We start from the raw sequence: 20,366 nt of genomic DNA on the forward strand, positions 1-20,366 counted from the left end.
GGGGGTTAACGGGGCTAGTCGATGACCGCCGAGGCCGCCTCACACTGCCGGTTCTTTATCAAGCCGCCGGACCGGTTCCCGGCAATTTCCAGATCGGGCCACTCCGGGGCCGTGGGGCGGACCTGACCCTTGCGCATGGCCTCGCGGGGATCGATCCGTTCGCGCGCGCCGTTCCGGGCGCACCAGTCCGGCGACCAGAGGCCGGCGCCGGTCCATTTGCCGTCCCGATGGGTCCAGAGCTGGATCGCGTCGCCGTCGGCAACCAAGATTTCCGGACTGCCGTCGCCGTTCAAATCGACCGGGCTGGCCACGCAGGCGCCGGCGGCGCCGCACATCCGGACGCGGTCGTTGTCGGGGGAGAGCGCTTTCGCGAAGCTGTCGGGCAGGCGGGCGCCCAGGGGAACCACTTCATAGATCGGGATGAAGTCGGGCGCGCCCACGTCGGGGACCTCCCTGCGATGGTCGATGGCTTTCATATTGCGGGCGCTGCGGGCGACCAGCGGATCGGAGGACCGCGTCAGCCGCTCCAGCGCCGCCTCGCCGGCCTTGCCGCTTTCGAAGCGCAGGAAGCGGTAGTCGAACTGGTCCGGCTTGACCGCGCCGCGCTCCAGCCGGGCGACCTGATCGGCGACCGAGAGGCGGGCCGGGTCGGCGATGGGGCTGAACAGGGCCAGGATGACGGCGACCTCGAGCCCGGCGGTGATGACGTTGGTGCGCTCCAGCGGCTGCATCCAGTCGGCGCCCTTGCGCCAGAAGGGCTGAAGAGCGGCGAAGCCGTAGCCGGCGGCATAGGCCGTGCCGATGACGGCGCAGGCGAAGGCGATGATCCGGTCCGGCGTCAGGCCGTGCTGGCCGATGCGCAGGGCCAGCCCCCAGAAGGCCAGGATGACCAGCGGCGTCAGCAGCACCGAGGCGACCCTCACCGCCCAGCGCAGGATGACCGGCGGCAGGTTGTCCGCCCGGCCGTCCTGATAGGCGGTGTTGATCAGGATGATCAGGGCGGCGGCGGCGGCGAGCACCAGGGCGGTGGCGCTGCCGGTGTTCCACAGGCCGTCCAGGCCGGTGAAGGGCAGGGCGGCCAGGAAGCCCGCGGCCAGCACGGTCATGAGCAGCAGCAGCCAGGACAGCAGCATCAGCGCCACGCTGCGCACGCCCCGGATCAGTCCGTCGCGCACGTCGGTCAGGTGCACGGCCACGGCGAACATCAGGGTGGTGATCGGGATGGCGAACCATTCCTGCCGGATCAGGTCCTCGAGGAACTTCAGCCCGATGACGTTGAACAGGGCCGCGCCGAGGTGGAGCAGGATCCAGAAGGCGCCGGTGAAGCCGATGGACAGGGCCAGCTGGACGCCGGCCTTCCAGGCGGTGTCGAAATAGGTCGGGAAGGCCGCGATCCAGCGCCGCTCCATGTCCGCGCCGAGGACCAGGTGGTGGCCGATGAACAGGGCGGCGGCCGCGAACAGCGGCATGGGCATGTTCAGGAAGGGGGGATATTCCCGCGGGCCGTAGCCCGGCGAGGTCGCCTGGGACGCCACATTGTGCCAGCCCAGCAACGCCAGGAAGGCGACGGCGCCGAGCCCCCAGAGCAGCAGGGTCGCCGGGCGCATGCGGCCCACGCCGGCCAGCATCAGGACCGGGACCATGACCAGGATCAGCGCCAGCGGTCCGAACAGCTCCGGAACGCTGGCGGGCCAGCTGTAGGGCGGATTGTCCGCGGTCTGGTAGAGCCACCACAGGGCCGCGCCCTGGATCAGGCCGATCGCCAATCGGGCTCCGATCAGCAGCGGCGATCCTGTGCGGCCCAGGCTGTTGCGGCCCGTGGCTTCGATGGCGTCGGTCATGCGGGGCTCCCCACCCTTGATCGGCGGCGATCCTGCCCCGGATCGCGGTCCGCGTCTTGAGGATTTCCCGTGCAGACGCCCTGTGCAGTCGCTGACGGCTTGAGTTTGCGGCGATTGCGTGTATAGAGCGCGCCTTCTCCGTCGCTGCCTTCGGGACGCGGCGGTCCTGTCCGAGAACTTCGGGGCGTGGGGGTCACCCATGCCGTAACTGTCAGAGAGCCCTCTGGCGCCGTGGGGAGATGGGGATGCAGACGACCGCCGTCACCCGGTTTTTTCGGGCGTACGGGGTTCGAGCTTCCTTCGGACAATACGACCGGCCTGAACGCTTCGCAGCGATGCGAAGCGCTTTGGCCATACGCTCCCGGGAATAAGCCCGGAGGCGAGTACCAAGACTGGAGACCGCAATGGACCGCGCACAAAAAGCCGAGTCGATCGAAACGCTGAAGGGCGTTTTCGCCGACGCGGGCGCCGTGGTCGTGACCCACAACCTGGGTCTGACCGTTGCGGATATGGAAGATCTGCGTGGCCGTCTTCGTAAAGAAGGCGGCGCGTTCAAGGTGGTCAAGAACCGCCTGGCGCTGAAGGCGCTCGAAGCCGCTGAAGGCAGCGACTACCACGGCCTGTTCAAGGGTCCCGTGGGCATCGCCTATGCCGACGACGCGGTGACGGCCGCCAAGGTCACCGCCGAATTCGCCAAGGGCAACGACAAGTTCGTCGTCCTGGGCGGCTTCATGGGTGACAAGGTTCTGGACGCGAAGGGCGTGGAGGTTCTCTCCAAACTGCCGTCGCTGGATCAGATCCGCGCGTCGTTCCTCGGCCTGCTCAGCACGCCCGCGACCCGCATCGCCGGCGTCGTGCAAGCCCCGGCCGGCCAACTGGCTCGCGTTTTCAACGCCTACGCCACGAAGGACGCCGCGTAAGCGGAACCGCCTCTTTCATCTCTGCAAAAACTCTCTGAACCCAATTCCTCCGAAGGAAACTGACTATGACCGACCTGACCAAGATCGTCGAAGACCTGTCCAAGCTGACCGTCCTCGAGGCCGCTGAACTGTCCAAGCTGCTGGAAGAAAAGTGGGGCGTCAGCGCCGCTGCTCCGGTCGCCGTGGCCGCTGTCGGCGGCGGCGCCGCCGCTCCGGCCGAAGCTGCTGAAGAGCAAACCGAGTTCACCGTTGTCCTGATCGACGGCGGCGACAAGAAGATCAACGTCATCAAGGAAGTCCGTGGCGTGCGTTCGGACCTGGGTCTGAAGGAAGCCAAGGACCTGGTCGAAGGCGCTCCGCAGAACGTCGTCGAGAACGTCTCGAAGCAAGCCGCCGACGAAGTCGCCAAGAAGCTCACGGAAGCCGGCGCCAAGGTCCAGATCAAGTAAGACGGACCTTCTCCCTCCCCCGAAGTGGGGAGGGGCGATCGCGCAGCGATCGGGGTGGGGATGTTTCGACGTTCCCCACCCTGTCGTCGCTACGCTCCGACTGTCCCTCCCCATAAAGGGGAGGGAGAAGACGGGCCGGGGAGAAATCCCCGGCCCGTTTTCTTTTGAGGTTATTTCTTCGGCGCGGGCATGTCCCGGCCGTTCTGGTGCAGGACCAGGCCGGAGACCGCGCCCGCCGCGTCGCGGGTGAAGGTGATGCGGGCGTCGACGACGCGCACGAAGAAGGCGTCCGGGGCCTCGGCGAACAGTTCGAACGGCGGCTGGCCGGTCGCCACGCCCATCAGCTTGCCGTCCACGGCCGACACGGTGATGGCGAAGGTCGGGGCCAGTTCGTAGACGCCGACATAGGCTTGCAGCGCTTCCGCTCCGAGGGTGACGGCCTGGCGTTCACCGGGCAGGGAGACGCTTCCGCCCCGCGCCAGCGTCATCAGGTCGGCGCCCAGCTTGTCCGACTCGGGCCCGTTCAGATTGCCCAGCACGATGACGGTCATGCCGCCGGCGGTGTCATGACCCATCCAGGTGTTGAAGCCCTCGATGCCGCCGTTGTGGCGAACGATCGAGCCTTCGCCGGCGCGCTCGACCTCCAGACCCATGGCGTAGTCGTTCCGCACGGGCGTGATCAGCTGCGCGAGCGATGCCGGGTTGAGGATCCGTCCCCCGAACAGGCCCTGTTCCCACTTCAGGAGGTCGCGCGTGGTGGAGTACAGGCCGCCGGCGCCCTGCGGGACGCTCATGTCGACATAGTCGGCGTTGACGACGCCCTGGGCGGACGGAGTGTAGCCCGAGGCCCGGCGGGGCAGGATGGCGGCGTGGCTGTCATAGCCGCTGTCGGTCATGCCGAGGGGCTGGAACAGGGCTTCCGACACGAAGGCGGCGTAGGGCTTGCCGCTGACCCGTTCGATGACGGCGGTCAGCAGGACATAGCCGGAGTTGGAGTAGGCCCAGCCCTGGCCCGGCTGGAAGTCGAGCGGGCGGTCGCGGAAGCGGGCGATCAGCTCCGGCAGCGTCGTCGCCACGGTCTTGGTGGCCGCGAAGTCGTCGAAGGCGGTGAAGTTGGGAATGCCGGAGGTGTGCGTCAGCAGATGCCGGACGGTGACCTGGTCCCATGCCGCCGGAGCGTCCGGCAGCCAGGTCTTCAGGGGCGCGTCCAGATCCAGTTGTCCGCGCTGGCTGAGCAGGACGGCGGCGACGGCGGTGAACTGCTTGCTGACCGAGGCGAGGCGGAATTTGGTGTCGCCGTCGTTGGGGATGGCCCATTCCCGGTTGGCCATGCCGTAGCCCCGGTCCAGCAGGACCTCGTCGCCGCGGGCGACCAGGACCGAACCCGCGAAAGCATCGCGCGCCGCGGCTTCGCTGAGGATCTGCTCCATGCGGCCGACATCCTGGGCCAGGACCGGACCGGCGCTAAGCGCGAGCGCGGTCAGCGTCGTGAGCAGCAGGCGGGTGCGAAGACCCGGGCGGGAAAGACTACGATTGAACACTGGAACCCCTTTCAAGCGTGACAGTCACGCCGGCGAGAGAAGAGGCGGCCGGCCCGTCTCATGGATGCGGGCCGCCCCATTATGTTTCCGTAATCCGGTCTCCCGCGATCAGCGCCTGCGCGGGGCGAAGATGTCGGCCAGCCGGTCGCGGGTCCCCGGGATGCGGACCAGACGCGGATAGCGCAGGCCGCCGTGGTAGTCGAAGTCGAGGGTGCGGAACTCGTCGCCGCGTTTGACCACCAGCCGGATCGGTTCGGCGCTGGTCTTGGCGGCGGTGACGGCGGCGCGCAGGGCCGCGGGCGAGGCCGTGCGGTCGCCGACGGCCACCAGGTCCCAGCCCGCGCCGAGCCCCTCGGCGAAGGCGAGCGAGCCCCAGCGCACGCCGGTGATGCGGTTGCCGGCACCCAGGTTGAAGCCGAGCGAATACTGGAAGTCGCTCGCCCAGCCGCCGAGCATGCGCTTCTCGACCGGCGTCAGGTCGTCGACCCAGGTCAGGCGCCAGCCCGCGCGCTCCAGCCCGTCCAGCGGCGCCTTGGCGTCCGGCCCGACGGCGTCCAGGCGGGTGCGCAGGAAGGTCGCCCAGTCGTGCGGGTGCACCGCATTCAGGGTCGTGACCACATCCTCGAACGTATACGGCCGCGCTTCCCAGACGCCGTCCTCGACCCCGAAGAAGGCCTTGGCGAAGTAGTCCAGCGACTTGCGCTCGCCGGTCTCGGCCCGGATCAGGGTGTCGGCGTCCAGCCAGATCAGCAGGGCCTCGCGGTAGTAATCGCCGGTGCCGCGCATCCACGACGACCACGGATTGGTCGTGCGATAGCCCAGCAGATTGTGGTTGGTGGTGTCCTGCAGCGCGCGCCACTGGCGACCCGGCTGCTGGTCGTAGAAGCCCGCGACCTCGGCCAGGTTGATGACGGCCTCCTCGACCGTGCCGAGGCCCGAGCGCGGGGTCAGGACGTCGCCCCAGTATTCGGTCTGGCCCTCGTAGACCCACATCAGGCTGTTCTGGGTCGGGACGTTGAGGTTGGGCACGTACTCGTCGGCGGGACGGCGGAATTTGCCGTTCCAGCTGTGGGTGTACTCGTGCGGCAGCAGGCCGCGCGCGCCGTAGGCGGGATTGGCGCTGGAGAAGTAGTTGGGCGCGCCCGTGTTCTCGGACGAGCGGTGATGCTCCAGCCCGATGCCGCCCAGCTTGTCGGTCATCGCGAACAGGAATTCGTAGTGGTCGAAATGCCGGGCGCCGAACAGATGGTCGGCCTGGTCGACCAGGGCCTCGTACCTGGCCGTCCACTCGGGGGTGATGTTCACCGAGGCGGCGGTGTCGCCGACCAGGTTCAGGTGCACCGGCGACCGGCCGCCCGGATCGATGTCGATGCGGCGATAGTGCTTGCCCGCGAACATCGGGCTGTCGGCCAGATGCTCCAGCGAGATGGGGGCGAAGGTCGCCACGTCGCCCTCGCGCCGCGTGGTCGTCAGGGCCACGCCGTAATCCCAGCCCGCCGGCAGCACGACCGAGGGGGCGAAGGTGATCCGGCTCTGGGCGTAGCCCGCCGGATAGAGCAGGGCCTTCTCCCACTGCAGGTTGACGATCTCGGGCGTCATGACCACGCGCCAGACGGCGTTGTCCGGCTGGGTCAGCCACTCGAACGCGACCTCGATGGTCGAGACCCCCGCCGGGATGTCCAGGTGGAAGGCGTGCGGATCGACGGTGTCGCGCACCCACTCGATCCGCCGTCCATTGCCGGTGACGGTGACGCCGGAGATCAGCTGGATCGGGCCGGTGTCGGCGTGGTTGCCGGGGATGTATTTCGGATACTGCAGCACCAGATGCCCGGCCGCGACCGGGATGGTCTGGCGGGTGCGGATGATCTTGTGGTCCAGGTCCGTCAGGTCGACGCGGATGCCGATGACGCCCGGATAGTCGCGGTCCTGCGGCGCCGGAATCGGCGGCAGGGCGTGCGGCAGGCTGGTGGGCGCGGGCAGGGGCGTCTGCGCCTGCGAGGCGGGGCTCTGGGCCAGGGCGGGCAGGGCCGTCGAGGCGAGCAGAAGGGCGAGGGCGGCGGGCTTCAGCATGCGGTCGGTCCTCGGAATTAGCGGCGGCGCGGGGCGAGAATGTCGCCCAGCCGGTCGGGCGCGCCCTCGATCCGCTCCAGATGCGGGTAGCGCAGGCCGCCGTGGTAGTCGAAATCGATGGTGCGGAAGCGTTCGTCCTTCTTCAGCATCATCTGGATGGGCGTGCTGTCGGCCTTCGAGGCGGTGATGGCCGCGGCGATGGCGGCGGCGCTGGCGGCGCGGCCGTTGACGGCCACGACCTCCCAGCCCGAGGTCAGCCCGGCCTCGAAGGCGGGCGAGCCCCAGCGGACGCCGGTGACGCGGTTCGACGTGTTCAGCGACAGACCCAGCGAGTACTGGAAGTCGACCCGGCCCAGCTCGGTGTTCAGGGCCTTGGAATAGTCATTGGGCGTCTCGCGCCAGACCAGCCGGTAGCCGCCGCGCTCGATCCCGGCCAATGGCCCGTGGGCGTTCGGGCCGACGGCGTCCAGACGATCCCGCAGGAAGGTGGCCCAGTCGTCGGCCTGCACCCCGTTCAGGGTCGAGGTCACGTCGGTGAAGGTATAGGGCGCCGGATCCCAGTTGCCGTCCTGCACGCCGAAGAAGGCGCGGGCGAAGTCGTCCAGCGACTTGCGGCCCTCGGTCCGCTCGCGGATCAGGGTGTCGGCGTCCAGCCAGATCATCGCGCCTTCGCGGTAGTAGTCCTCACTGCGCTGGCGGCTGGGCCAGGGCTGGGGCCGGCGCTGGGCGATGATCGGATCGTTGGTGGTGTCCTGCATGGCGCGCCACTCGCGCCCCGGATTGCCGTCGGCGTAGGTGGCGGCGGTGTTGGCGAAGACGTCCAGCGCCTGCTGCTTGGTCATGAGGCCCGCCCGCGCGGTCAGGATCAGGCCCCAGTACTGGGTCTGGCCCTCATAGACCCACAGCAGGGAGTTCTGCAGCGGCTCGTTCAGGTTGGGCGTCAGCTGGTCGGCGGGACGCCGCCATTTGCCGTTCCAGCTGTGGGTGTATTCGTGCCCCAGCAGGTCGCGGTCGGCGAGCGTGCCGGTCGGGTCGGTGAAGTATTTGGTGTCGACGCTGTTCTCGGATGAGCGCTGGTGCTCCAGCCCGATCCCGCCCAGCCGGTCGGTGACGGCCAGCAGGAAGTCATAGTGATTATAGTGCCGCGCGCCGAACAGGCGGTCGGCCTGGCGCACCAGCTCGCGGTGCTGGGCGATGTGGGCGTCGTTGCCGGCCAGCTGTTCGGCGGTGTCGGCGACCACGTTCAGACGCACGGGCGAGCGGCCGTTCGGGTCCAGGTCGATCTGGCGGTAGTAGCGGCCGGCGAACAGCGGGCTGTCGGCGAAATGATCCAGGGTGATCGGGGCGAAGACGGCGACGCCGTTCTGGAACGAGCGGGTGTCCAGCGCCGTGCCGTACCGCCAGCCCGCGGGCAGGCGCAGGGTCGGCTGGAAGCGGATCTGGCGGGAATAGTATCCCGCCGGATAGAGCAGGGCCTTCTCCCACTGGATGTTCAGCATGTCGTCGGTGATGACGATCCGGCCCTGATTGCCCTCGATCGGCGTCAGCCATTTGAAGGCGACCTCGACCGCCGACGCGCCGGCCGGGACCTGGACCTGGAAGGCATTGGTGTTGACCGTGTTGCGGACCCAGCGCAGCGGCTGGCCGTTCGCGGTGATGCTGAGGTCGGCGATGTCGTCGACCGGGCCGGCCGGGCTGTGGTTGCCGGGGATCCACTGTGGATAGAGCAGGATCAGCGGACCGGGGCCGGTCACCGGCACGGTCTGTTTGATGGAGACGATGCGGCGGTCGATGTCGGTGGCGTCCACCTCGATGCCGATCACGCCCGGATAGGCGACGTCGCGCGGGGCGGGGATCGGGGCCAGGGCGACGGGCAGGGCCGGCGTGCCGACCTGGGCCAGGGCGGGCGCGGAGCCCAGCAGCAGGGCCGCGGCGCAGGCGGAGGCGAGCAGGCGGACGGACGGACGCATCATCACAGGGCACTCGTGAGCGGGCTGGGAGGCGCAGATCACTGCGCGCCGGGATGGCGGTCAACCCGATGAGCCGACCGCCGCATTAAATCGCCGTCATGTTCCGAATCCGTCGCTTCAGATGGAATGGACTTGTCCGGCCAAGGCGGCGTGATAGCCAGGTGCTGAAAGCCACGAGGCGGAGAGACATCCCATGCGCCTGCACCGCATCCTGACCTGCGTCGCGGCCTGCCTGGCGGCGACCGGCCTGGCGACCGCCGGCGCCGCACAGGAGAGGGCGCCGTCGTCCGAAGCGCGAGGGCCCGTTATCGAGACCGTCGATGTGGACCGGTTCTACGCCCTGTATGACGCCGCGGAGGGGCGGCCCACGGCGGAGCAGCTGCAGGCCTATCTGGACGAAGGCTCGGAAGGGCTGAGGAACCTGGCGCGGGCGCGCAACGTGACGGGCGTCCGGATCGCCGACGCCATCGCTGCGCGGCCCGGGATGTATGTCGAGGCGCGGGACTGCGCCCGCATGCTGCCGCGGGTCCGGGCGCGGGTGACCGCGGCGCTGGAGCGGTTCGCCGACCTTTACCCCGAGGCGCGCTTCCCGCCGGCGACCTTCGCGATCGGGCGCGGCAAGCCGATCGCGATCGGCAGTCCGGTGACCGGCATCCAGGTGGGACTGGAAGCGCTATGCGCCAGCGACTTCATCAATCCCGACATGGAGGACCGTTTCGTGCGGGTGCTGGTGCACGAGTATGTGCACAGCCAGCAGGCGGCCGCGCTGACCGAGAAGGAGGGGCTGACGGTGCTGGAGGTCTCCCTGGTGGAGGGGATCGCCGAGTTCGTCACCGAACTGGTCTCGGGCGATGGGGCCTACGCCTATCTGGACGCCCTGGTCGCCGGGCGCGAGGCCGAGATCGAGGCCGCCTTCGCCCCCGACATCGACAAGACCGATCTGTCGGCCTGGGTCTACAATTCCACGCCGGAGAGGCCCGGCGACCTCGGCTATTGGGTCGGCTACCGGATCGCCGGGGCGTATCACCGCAACGCCGCCGACAAACGGCAGGCGGTCGCCGACATGCTGCGGATGACGGACGCGAAAGCCTTCCTGGCCGCCAGCGGGTGGCGTCAGGGGGCGGCGCCGGACTAGGCCGCCGGCTTCACTTCCAGCAGCTCGACCGTGAACAGCAGGGTCGAGTTGGGCGGCAGCTCGCCGCCGCCGACCCAGCGCTCGCCGTAGCCGAGCGAGGCGGGGATGACGAATTCGAACTTCTCGCCCTCGCGCATCAGGGCGACGCCCTCGGTCCAGCCCTTGATGACCCGGCCCAGCGGGAACTCCGTGGGTTCGTTGCGCTCATAGCTGCTGTCGAACTGGCGGCCGTCCACGAAGGTCCCGCGGTAGTGGACCTTGACCGTATCGGCGGCGACCGGCCGGCGGCCCTCCGGGTGGGCGGGGCCGACGCGGCGGTACTGCAGGCCGCTTTCGGTGGTGGTCCAGCCCTTACGCGCGCCGTTGATGCGCAGGTATTCGAGGTTGCCGGCGGTCCAGCCCTCGGCGGTGCCGGTCCCCAGCGCCACGGGGGCGGGGGCCTGGGGCGCGGAGGCGCAGGCGGCGAGGGACAGGGCCCCGATCAGGGTGGCGGCGGAGACGGTCAGGATACGGGTCATACGGCGACGCTAGCAGGGAGTTGGCGGTGACGGGAAGAGACCCCATATCGCCCGGCTGCGGCAGGGGTTGCGGGAAGGGCAAGGCGAATTCCGCCGAGGCGCCAAGATTTTCCACAGCGACCTTTATTTCGCCGTCAAAGCGAGTATATCACCCGGTTCCGCAATCTCTCTCAAAAGAGTCCCGCGCGAAAGCGCCGAGGCCCGGTTTGTCGCCCTCCGACCGGTGCGAAGGCGCGCTCCTCCCCATAGGAGCCATACAATTCAGGTGTCCTGGGACCGCGAGGCCCGAGGGTGGACGCCGAAACCGATTGTCACGGGTCGCCGTCCGGCGAGCCGTGGCTGCTGCATTTAAAGCGGCCTGCCCGGGCCGCATTGGGAAGACAGAATGGCCAAGTCCAAAGCGGAACTCACCGTCAGCGGTCAGTTCCTCACCGCCACCTCGTTCACCGGCAAGAAGCGCATCCGTCACTCCTTCGGTCGTATTCCGGAAGCCGTGCAGATGCCGAACCTGATCGAGGTTCAGCGCGCGTCGTACGAGCAGTTCCTTCAGCGCGAGGGCCGTCCGGGCCTGCGCACCGATGAAGGCATCGAGGCGGTCTTCAAGTCGGTCTTCCCGATCAAGGACTTCAACGAACGCGCCATCCTGGAATACGTCTCGTACGAGTTCGAAGAGCCCAAGTACGACGTCGAGGAGTGCATCCAGCGCGACATGACGTACGCCGCGCCGCTGAAGGTGAAGCTGCGCCTGATCGTGTTCGAGATGGACGAAGAGACCGGCGCGCGCTCGGTCAAGGACATCAAGGAGCAGGACGTCTACATGGGCGACATCCCGCTCATGACGGACAAGGGCACCTTCATCGTCAACGGGACCGAGCGGGTGATCGTGTCCCAGATGCACCGTTCGCCGGGCGTCTTCTTCGACCACGACAAGGGCAAGACGCACAGCTCGGGCAAGCTGCTGTTCGCCGCCCGCGTGATCCCGTACCGCGGCTCGTGGCTGGACTTCGAGTTCGACGCCAAGGACATCGTCTACGTCCGCATCGACCGTCGCCGGAAGCTGCCGGCCTCGACCTTCCTGATGGCCCTGGGCATGGACGGCGAGGAGATCCTCAAGACCTTCTACGACACCGTGCCCTACGAGAAGCGCGGCGAAGGCTGGGTCACGCCCTACAAGGCCGAGCGCTGGCGCGGCGTGAAGCCGGAGTTCGACCTAGTCGACGCCGACACCGGTGAAGTCATCGCCGCCGCCGGCACCAAGATCAGCGCCCGTCAGGCCAAGAAGCTGGGCGAGACCACGACCTCGCTGTCGCTGGCCGCCGACGCCCTGCTGACCCGCTACCTGGCCGCCGACGCCGTGAACTACGAAACCGGCGAGATCTACGCCGAGGCCGGCGACGAGCTGGACCAGGCCACGATCGAGCTGCTGGAAAGCTACGGCTTCACCACCATCGACGTGCTGGACATCGACCACGTCACGGTCGGCGCCTACATGCGCAACACCCTGCGCATCGACAAGAACACCGGCCGCGAGGACGCGCTGTTCGACGTCTACCGCGTGATGCGTCCGGGCGAGCCGCCGACCCCGGAAGCCGCCGAAGCCATGTTCCAGTCGCTGTTCTTCGACAGCGAACGCTACGACCTGTCGGCCGTCGGCCGGGTCAAGATGAACATGCGTCTGGAAAGCCCGGAGGTCTCGGACGAGATCCGCGTGCTGCGCAAGGAAGACGTGCTGAAGGTCCTGCAGATCCTGGTCGGCCTGAAGGACGGCCAGGGCGAGATCGACGACATCGACAACCTGGGCAACCGCCGCGTCCGCTCGGTGGGCGAGCTGCTGGAGAACCAGTACCGCGTCGGCCTGCTGCGCATGGAACGCGCCATCAAGGAGCGCATGAGCTCGGTCGATATCGACACGGTCATGCCGCACGACCTGATCAACGCCAAGCCGGCCGCCGCCGCGGTTCGCGAGTTCTTCGGCTCGTCGCAGCTGTCGCAGTTCATGGACCAGACGAACCCGCTGTCCGAGATCACCCACAAGCGTCGCCTTTCGGCGCTTGGCCCGGGCGGTCTGACGCGTGAGCGCGCGGGCTTCGAAGTCCGCGACGTGCACCCGACCCACTACGGCCGGATCTGCCCGATCGAAACGCCGGAAGGCCCGAACATCGGCCTGATCAACTCGCTGGCCACCCACGCCCGCGTGAACAAGTACGGCTTCATCGAGAGCCCGTACCGCCGCGTGAAGGACGGCCAGGCCCAGGACGAGGTGGTCTACATCTCGGCCATGGAAGAGGCGAAATACACGATCGCCCAGGCCAACATCGAGCTGAAGGACGGCCAGATCGTCGAGGACCTGGTCCCCGGCCGGATCAACGGCGAATCCCAGCTGCTGATCAAGGCCGACGTGGACATGATGGACGTGTCGCCGAAGCAGGTCGTTTCGGTCGCCGCCGCCCTGATCCCGTTCCTGGAAAACGATGACGCCAACCGCGCCCTGATGGGCGCGAACATGCAGCGTCAGGCCGTGCCGCTGGTGCAGTCGGACGCGCCGCTGGTCGGCACCGGCATGGAAGCGGTCGTGGCCGTGGACTCCGGCGCCGTCGTGGTCGCCCGTCGTGACGGCGTCGTCGAGCAGATCGACGGCACGCGTATCGTCGTGCGCGCCACCGGCGACCTGGAAGCCGGTCGCTCGGGCGTCGACATCTACCGCCTGTCCAAGTTCCAGCGTTCGAACCAGTCGACCTGCATCAACCAGCGCCCGATCGTGCGCGTGGGCGATGAAGTGAAGACCGGCGACGTGATCGCCGACGGCCCGTCGACGGACCTGGGCGAACTGGCCCTGGGCCGGAACGCCCTCGTCGCCTTCATGCCGTGGAACGGCTACAACTTCGAGGACTCGATCCTGATCTCGGAGCGCATCGTGCGCGACGACATCTTCACGTCGATCCACATCGACGAGTTCGAAGTGATGGCCCGCGACACCAAGCTGGGTCCGGAAGAAATCACCCGCGACATCCCGAACGTCGGCGAGGAAGCCCTGCGCAACCTCGACGAAGCGGGCATCGTGGCGATCGGCGCCGAAGTCCAGCCGGGCGACATCCTGGTCGGCAAGGTGACGCCGAAGGGCGAGAGCCCGATGACCCCGGAAGAGAAGCTGCTGCGCGCCATCTTCGGCGAGAAGGCTTCGGACGTCCGCGACACCTCGCTGCGCCTGCCGCCCGGCGTCGCCGGCACCATCGTCGACGTGCGCGTCTTCAACCGCCACGGCGTCGACAAGGACGAGCGCGCCATGGCGATCGAACGCGCCGAGATCGAACGTCTGGGCAAGGACCGCGACGACGAGCTCAAGATCCTCGAGCGCAACGTCTACGGCCGCCTGCAGCCCCTGCTGCTGGGCAAGACCGCCGTCTCGGGTCCGAAGGGCCTGGGCCGCGGCGAGATCACCGAAGACAAGCTCGGCGAGCTGTCCAAGGGCCTGTGGTGGCAGATCGCTCTCGACGACGAGAAGACGATGGGCGAGCTGGAGGCCATGAAGAAGCAGTTCGAGGACGCCCGTAAGGCGCTCGACCGCCGCTTCGAGGACAAGGTCGAGAAGCTGCAGCGCGGCGACGAACTGCCCCCGGGCGTGATGAAGATGGTCAAGGTCTTCGTGGCCGTGAAGCGCAAGCTTCAGCCCGGCGACAAGATGGCCGGCCGTCACGGCAACAAGGGCGTCATCTCCAAGATCCTGCCGATCGAGGACATGCCGCACCTGGAAGACGGCACCTCGGTGGACGTCGTTCTGAACCCGCTGGGCGTGCCCTCGCGCATGAACATCGGCCAGATCTTCGAAACCCACCTGGGCTGGGCCGCCGCCGGTCTCGGCAAGCAGATCCAGGGCCTTCTGGAAGCCTGGCAACAGGGCGGCCAGAAGCAGGCGCTGATCGATCACCTGAGCAGCATCTACGGACCCGACACTCCCCTGCCGCAAGGCGAGGACGATCTGGTCGAGCTGGCCCGCAACCTGTCCAAGGGCGTTCCGTTCGCGACCCCGGTCTTCGACGGCGCGCACATCTCGGACATCGAGGACCTGCTGGAGAAGGCGGGCCTGGACCGCACCGGCCAGTCGATCGTCTACGACGGTCAGACCGGCGAGCAGTTCAAGCGTCCGGTCACGGTCGGCTACATCTACATGCTGAAGCTGCACCACCTGGTCGACGACAAGATCCACGCCCGCTCCATCGGCCCGTACTCGCTCGTCACCCAGCAACCGCTGGGCGGCAAGGCGCAGTTCGGCGGCCAGCGCTTCGGCGAAATGGAGGTGTGGGCGCTGGAAGCCTACGGCGCCGCCTACACCCTGCAGGAAATGCTGACGGTGAAGTCCGACGACGTGGCCGGCCGTACCAAGGTCTACGAGGCGATCGTCCGCGGCGACGACAGCTTCGAGGCGGGCATCCCCGAGTCGTTCAACGTGCTCGTGAAGGAAATGCGCTCGCTGGGCCTGAACGTGGAGCTGGAGAACTCATAAGCGAAGCCAACGGTCTCCTCCCCCTTCTGGGGGAGGTGGCCCGGAGGGCCGGAGGGGGAACCTCCGCACGGTCGAAAGACCCCCTCCGTCGGCTTCGCCGCCACCTCCCCCATGAAGGGGGAGGAGAGCTCTCCAACCTTTGAGATTTATGGCGGGTCACCCCGCAGAAGGAATAAAGATGAACCAGGAAGTCCTGAACATCTTCAACCCGGTCCCGGTCACCCCGACCTTCGACCAGATCCGGATCGCCCTGGCCTCGCCGGAGAAGATCCGCTCTTGGTCGTTCGGCGAGATCAAGAAGCCGGAGACCATCAACTACCGCACGTTCAAGCCCGAGCGTGACGGCCTGTTCTGCGCCCGTATCTTTGGCCCGACCAAGGACTACGAATGCCTGTGCGGCAAGTACAAGCGCATGAAGTACAAGGGCATCATCTGCGAGAAGTGCGGCGTCGAGGTCACCCTGGCCCGCGTCCGCCGCGAGCGCATGGGCCACATCGAACTGGCCTCGCCGGTCGCCCACATCTGGTTCCTGAAGTCGCTGCCGTCGCGCATCTCGCTGATGCTGGACATGGCGCTGAAGGACGTGGAACGCGTCCTGTACTTCGAGAACTACATCGTCACCGAGCCGGGCCTGACCCCGCTGAAGCAGAACCAACTGCTGACGGAAGACGAGTTCTACCGCTACCAGGAAGAGTTCGGCGATGACGGCTTCACCGCCGAGATCGGCGCCGAGGCCGTCCGCAACCTGCTGATGGGCATCGACCTGCACGCGGAAGCCGAGAAGCACCGCGGCGAACTGGCCGACAGCCCCTCGGAAATGAAGGCCAAGAAGGCCTCCAAGCGCCTGAAGCTGATCGAGGCCTTCCTCGAGAGCGGCAACAAGCCCGAGTGGATGATCCTGACGGTCGTGCCGGTCATCCCGCCGGAACTGCGCCCGCTGGTGCCGCTGGACGGCGGCCGCTTCGCGACCTCCGACCTGAACGACCTGTATCGCCGGGTCATCAACCGGAACAACCGCCTGAAGCGCCTGATCGAGCTGCGCGCGCCGGACATCATCATCCGCAACGAAAAGCGGATGCTGCAGGAATCGGTCGACGCCCTGTTCGACAACGGCCGTCGCGGCCGGGTTATCACGGGCGCCAACAAGCGTCCGCTGAAGTCGCTGGCCGACATGCTGAAGGGCAAGCAGGGCCGCTTCCGCCAGAACCTTCTGGGCAAGCGCGTCGACTACTCGGGCCGTTCGGTCATCACCGTGGGTCCCGAGCTGAAGCTGCACGAGTGCGGCCTGCCCAAGAAGATGGCGCTGGAGCTGTTCAAGCCGTTCATCTACGCGCGCCTGGACGCCAAGGGCCTGTCGGGCACCGTCAAGCAGTCCAAGCGCATGGTCGAGCGCGAGCAGCCTCAGGTCTGGGATATCCTCGATGAGGTCATCCGCGAGCACCCGGTCCTGCTGAACCGCGCGCCGACGCTTCACCGTCTGGGCATCCAGGCGTTTGAGCCGAAGCTGATCGAGGGCAAGGCCATCCGCCTGCACCCGCTGGTCTGTACCGCGTTCAACGCCGACTTCGACGGCGACCAGATGGCCGTGCACGTCCCGCTGAGCCTCGAGGCCCAGCTGGAAGCGCGCGTCCTGATGATGTCGACGAACAACATCCTGTCGCCCGCCAACGGCAAGCCGATCATCGTGCCGTCGCAGGACATCGTCCTGGGCCTGTACTACCTGTCGCTGGTCAAGGAAGGCGAGAAGGGCGAAGGCAAGCTGTTCGCCAACATGGGCGAGATCGACGCCGCGCTCGACGCCGCCGTCGTGACCCTGCACACCAAGATCAAGGCGCGCTGGACCGAGATGAACTCGGAAGGCGTCGTCGTGACCAAGGTGATCGACACCACGCCGGGCCGGATGAAGCTGGGCGCGCTGCTGCCGCACAACGCCAACATCGGCTACCGCCTGCTTGAGAAGAACCTGACCAAGAAGGAAATCGGCAACCTGATCGATCAGGTCTACCGTCACTGTGGTCAGAAGGCGACGGTCATCTTCGCCGACCAGATGATGCAGCTGGGCTTCCGCGAAGCGGCCAAGGCCGGCATTTCGTTCGGCAAGGACGACATCGTCATTCCGGCCGCCAAGGCCGGTCTGGTCGCCGACACCCGCACCCAGGTCGAGGAGTACGAGCAACAGTACGCCGACGGCCTGATCACCAAGGGTGAGAAGTACAACAAGGTCGTCGACGCCTGGGCCAAGGCCACGGACAAGATCGCCGACGCGATGATGGGCGAGATCGCCCAGCCCCGCGTCCTGATCAAGGGTCAGAACCCCGACATCAACTCGGTGTTCATGATGGCCAACTCCGGCGCCCGTGGTTCGCAGGCCCAGATGAAGCAGCTGGGCGGCATGCGCGGCCTGATGGCCAAGCCCTCGGGCGAGATCATCGAGACGCCGATCATCTCGAACTTCAAGGAAGGCCTGACCGTCCTTGAGTACTTCAACTCCACCCACGGCGCCCGTAAGGGTCTGGCCGACACCGCGCTGAAGACCGCCAACTCCGGCTATCTGACGCGTCGTCTGGTCGACGTGGCGCAGGACTCGATCGTCACCGAGGACGATTGCGGCTCGACGCGGGGCATCACCCTGCGCGCCGTGGTCGAAGGCGGCGACGTGCTGGTCTCGCTGGGTCAACGCGTGCTGGGCCGTTACGCGGCCGAGGACATCAAGGAGCCGGGCGGCGACACCGTCCTGTTCCCGGCGGACACCTATCTGCAGGAAGAAGAAGTCGAGGTCATCGACAAGGCCGGCGTGCAGTCGATCAAGGTCCGTTCGGCCCTGACCTGCGAAGCCGAAGCCGGCATCTGCGCCTTCTGCTACGGCCGTGACCTGGCGCGCGGCACCAACGTCAACATCGGCGAAGCGGTGGGCGTCATCGCCGCCCAGTCGATCGGCGAGCCCGGCACCCAGCTGACGATGCGGACCTTCCACATCGGCGGTACGGCCCAGGTGGCGGAAACCTCGTTCTACGAGGCGACCAACCCCGGCGCCGCCCGGATCAACGGCCCGACCGTCAAGGCCGCGCACGGCGATCTGGTGGCCATGAGCCGCAACGTCACGATTACCATCGTGGTCGACGGCAAGGACCGTGAGACCCACAAGGTCCCGTACGGCGCCCGCATCCGCGTCAAGGAAGGCGGCGATGTCGCCAAGAGCCAGCGTCTGGCGGAGTGGGATCCCTACACCACCCCGATCCTGACGGAAGTCGCCGGTACGGTGCGCTTCGAGGACCTGGTCGAAGGCCTCTCCGTCAAGGAAGAGACCGACGAAGCGACGGGCATCGCCCAGCGCGTCGTCAGCGACTGGCGCGCCTCGCCCCGCGGTTCGGACCTGCGTCCGGCCATGGGCGTGACCAACGGCGACGCCTACGCCAAGCTGGCCTCGGGCTCCGACGCCCGTTACCTGCTGCCGGTGGGCGCGGTTCTGTCCGTGAACAACGGCGACGAGGTCAAGCCGGGCGAGATCATCGCCCGCGTCCCGACCGAAGGCGCCAAGACCCGCGACATCACCGGCGGTCTGCCGCGCGTCGCCGAACTGTTCGAAGCCCGCCGTCCGAAGGACTGCGCCGTCATCGCCGAGATGGATGGCCGCGTTGAGTTCGGTCGCGACTACAAGAACAAGCGCCGCATCAAGATCACCCCGGAGCCGGATGCCGACGGCAACCAGGGCGAGGCGGTCGAGTTCCTGATCCCGAAGGGCAAGCACATCTCCGTCCACGACGGCGATCTGATCCAGAAGGGCGACTACATCATCGACGGCAACCCGGATCCGCACGATCTGCTGCGCATCCAGGGCGTCGAGGCGCTGGCCGAGTATCTGGTGAACGAAGTGCAGGAGGTCTACCGACTGCAGGGCGTGCCGATCAACGACAAGCACATCGAGGTCATCGTCCGTCAGATGCTGCAGAAGGTGGAAGTGCTGGATTCGGGTGAAACCACCCTGATCCGCGGCGACACCGTCGAAGTGGCCGAAGCCGTTCTGGAGAACCAGAAGGTCGAGAAGCGCGGCGGCCGTCTGGCCACCACGCAGCCGGTCCTGCTGGGCATCACCAAGGCGTCGCTGCAGACCCGCAGCTTCATCTCGGCGGCGTCGTTCCAGGAGACCACCCGCGTCCTCACCGACGCCTCGGTCAACGGCAAGCGCGACACCCTGGAAGGCCTGAAGGAAAACGTCATCGTCGGCCGCCTGATCCCGGCCGGTACGGGCGCCTACCTGCGCAGCCTGCAGAAGATCGCCAACGAGCGTGACGCTGAACTGACCCAGGCCCGCGAGGACTCGGTCGAGCCGCTGCCGGCCGACCTGGCCCTGGAACTGGAGCAGTCGGAAGGCTGATCCGGGTCACGGACCTGAAAGACTGAAACGGGGGCGGTTCCGGCGACGGAGCCGCCCCTTTTAATTTGGGCTACCGTCGCTATTGCGCGCGGACCCGCGCCGAGAACATAAGCCTCGGATGAGCCGCGAGACCGTGCAGCCGCGAGGATACGCCCGACCGTTGTCCCTGCGCTGGGTGGCGGCGGGGGCCTGTCTGATCGTGGCCGCCTATACGGCGGTGTTCCTGGTCGTCGGCCACGGCGGCGTCCCCCAAGCGCTGGCGGGCGGGATCGCCAACGCCGTTCCCGTGGTCCTGCTGGGCTTGGCGGCGCGCGGACTGATCGTCCGCCATGTGCTGGGGCGGTCGCCCGTCTGGACCGCCGTGGGGCATGCCGTCCTGGCCACGGCGTTCGTCCTGCTGGCCTACTGGTCGCTGCTGGTGCTGCTGGGCCTGATCAACGGGGTGTCGGCGACCGAGTTCGACGTGCGGCCCTTTGATCCCCGGGCGATGGCCTGGCAGTCGCTGCAGAACCTGACGACCTATGGCCTGATCGCCGCGCTGACCCATCTGGACGCGCGGCCGGCCGCGGCGCCCGCCGTCCCGATCGAGGCGGGGCAGGCGGAGACTGAGCCGAACAGCCTGTCGCGATACTTCATCCGCAGCGGCGACGACCTGCGGCCGATCGAGGTGGCGGGCATCGTCAGCATCGCCGGCGCCGACGACTACGCGGAGGTGAAGACCATCGGCGGCCGCCATCTGGTGCGGATGACCCTGGCGGAGTTCGAGGCGGCCCTGGACGCCGACCGTTTCGCCCGGGTCCATCGATCACACATCGTCAATCTGGATCGCATCGCCCGGGCCGAGCCCGCGGGCAACGGACGCCTGCTGCTGCACATGGAGGACGGGGATCTGATCCAGACCAGCCGCGCGGGTTCCAAGCGGGTGCGCGACCGCGTTCTCTAGCCTCGCCCAGTCGTCGGTTCACCGACGCCGCATGTCGAACGGCCGCATTCCGGCCCGACCGTCCACGGTGACGCTATCTCCGGCGGTGAGCTGGAGGTGTTCC

At 67.6% G+C, this 20,366-nt stretch carries 11 protein-coding genes; 6 read left to right on the forward strand and 5 right to left on the reverse strand.

Annotation, left to right across the window (positions count from 1 at the left end):
* Positions 1 to 14: 14 nt before the first annotated feature.
* Positions 15 to 1,841, reverse strand: a complete 1,827-nt coding sequence (locus AC3WRV_RS07210) for an FG-GAP repeat domain-containing protein (RefSeq protein WP_492312687.1) — start codon at positions 1,839 to 1,841, stop codon at positions 15 to 17.
* Positions 1,842 to 2,245: 404 nt separating this feature from the next.
* Here AC3WRV_RS07210 and rplJ point away from each other — a divergent pair, with 404 nt between their 5' ends.
* Both rplJ and rplL read left to right on the forward strand, forming a co-directional pair.
* Positions 2,246 to 2,761, forward strand: a complete 516-nt coding sequence (gene rplJ, locus AC3WRV_RS07215; protein WP_291835067.1) for a 50S ribosomal protein L10 — start codon at positions 2,246 to 2,248, stop codon at positions 2,759 to 2,761.
* Between the two features lie 65 nt (positions 2,762 to 2,826).
* On the forward strand, positions 2,827 to 3,210 hold the full coding sequence (rplL, locus tag AC3WRV_RS07220) for a 50S ribosomal protein L7/L12 (protein WP_291835063.1): 384 nt from the start codon (positions 2,827 to 2,829) through the stop codon (positions 3,208 to 3,210).
* A 170-nt stretch (positions 3,211 to 3,380) separates the two neighbouring features.
* Here rplL and AC3WRV_RS07225 read toward each other — a convergent pair whose 3' ends face one another.
* The 3 genes from AC3WRV_RS07225 to AC3WRV_RS07235 all read right to left on the reverse strand — a co-directional run bounded on the left by AC3WRV_RS07225 (position 3,381) and on the right by AC3WRV_RS07235 (position 8,791).
* A complete protein-coding gene (locus AC3WRV_RS07225; RefSeq protein ID WP_492312688.1) occupies positions 3,381 to 4,751 on the reverse strand; it encodes a serine hydrolase in 1,371 nt (456 codons plus the stop codon).
* Between the two features lie 108 nt (positions 4,752 to 4,859).
* Complete coding sequence (locus AC3WRV_RS07230) at positions 4,860 to 6,821, reverse strand: M61 family metallopeptidase (RefSeq protein WP_492312689.1); 1,962 nt, start codon at positions 6,819 to 6,821, stop codon at positions 4,860 to 4,862.
* 17 nt (positions 6,822 to 6,838) lie between these two features.
* Entirely contained in the window at positions 6,839 to 8,791 is a 1,953-nt protein-coding gene (locus AC3WRV_RS07235; protein ID WP_492312730.1) for a M61 family metallopeptidase, read from the reverse strand.
* 193 nt (positions 8,792 to 8,984) lie between these two features.
* On the opposite strand from AC3WRV_RS07235, the gene AC3WRV_RS07240 reads away from it, so the two are divergent.
* Positions 8,985 to 9,926: a DUF2268 domain-containing putative Zn-dependent protease gene (locus tag AC3WRV_RS07240; protein WP_492312690.1), complete on the forward strand. Its 942-nt coding sequence runs from the start codon at positions 8,985 to 8,987 to the stop codon at positions 9,924 to 9,926.
* On the opposite strand, the gene AC3WRV_RS07245 is transcribed toward AC3WRV_RS07240, so the two are convergent.
* The gene (locus tag AC3WRV_RS07245) at positions 9,923 to 10,444 is read right to left on the reverse strand and encodes an FKBP-type peptidyl-prolyl cis-trans isomerase (RefSeq protein ID WP_492312691.1); all 522 of its coding nucleotides are present in this window, start codon (positions 10,442 to 10,444) and stop codon (positions 9,923 to 9,925) included. The two genes, AC3WRV_RS07240 and AC3WRV_RS07245, sit on opposite strands and share 4 nt — an antisense overlap.
* A 385-nt stretch (positions 10,445 to 10,829) precedes the next feature.
* On the opposite strand from AC3WRV_RS07245, the gene rpoB reads away from it, so the two are divergent.
* The 3 genes from rpoB (at position 10,830) to AC3WRV_RS07260 (ending at position 20,263) form a co-directional block, all read left to right on the forward strand.
* Positions 10,830 to 14,945 (forward strand): DNA-directed RNA polymerase subunit beta, encoded by a 4,116-nt coding sequence (rpoB, locus tag AC3WRV_RS07250; RefSeq protein ID WP_492312692.1) that lies wholly within the window; start codon positions 10,830 to 10,832, stop codon positions 14,943 to 14,945.
* A gap of 178 nt (positions 14,946 to 15,123) precedes the next feature.
* On the forward strand, positions 15,124 to 19,320 hold the full coding sequence (rpoC, locus tag AC3WRV_RS07255) for a DNA-directed RNA polymerase subunit beta' (protein ID WP_492312693.1): 4,197 nt from the start codon (positions 15,124 to 15,126) through the stop codon (positions 19,318 to 19,320).
* 118 nt (positions 19,321 to 19,438) lie between these two features.
* Positions 19,439 to 20,263, forward strand: a complete 825-nt coding sequence (locus tag AC3WRV_RS07260) for a LytR/AlgR family response regulator transcription factor (protein WP_492312694.1) — start codon at positions 19,439 to 19,441, stop codon at positions 20,261 to 20,263.
* Positions 20,264 to 20,366 lie beyond the last annotated feature (103 nt).

It is taken from the genome of Brevundimonas sp. EU05-FHT14B11, assembly GCF_058790835.1.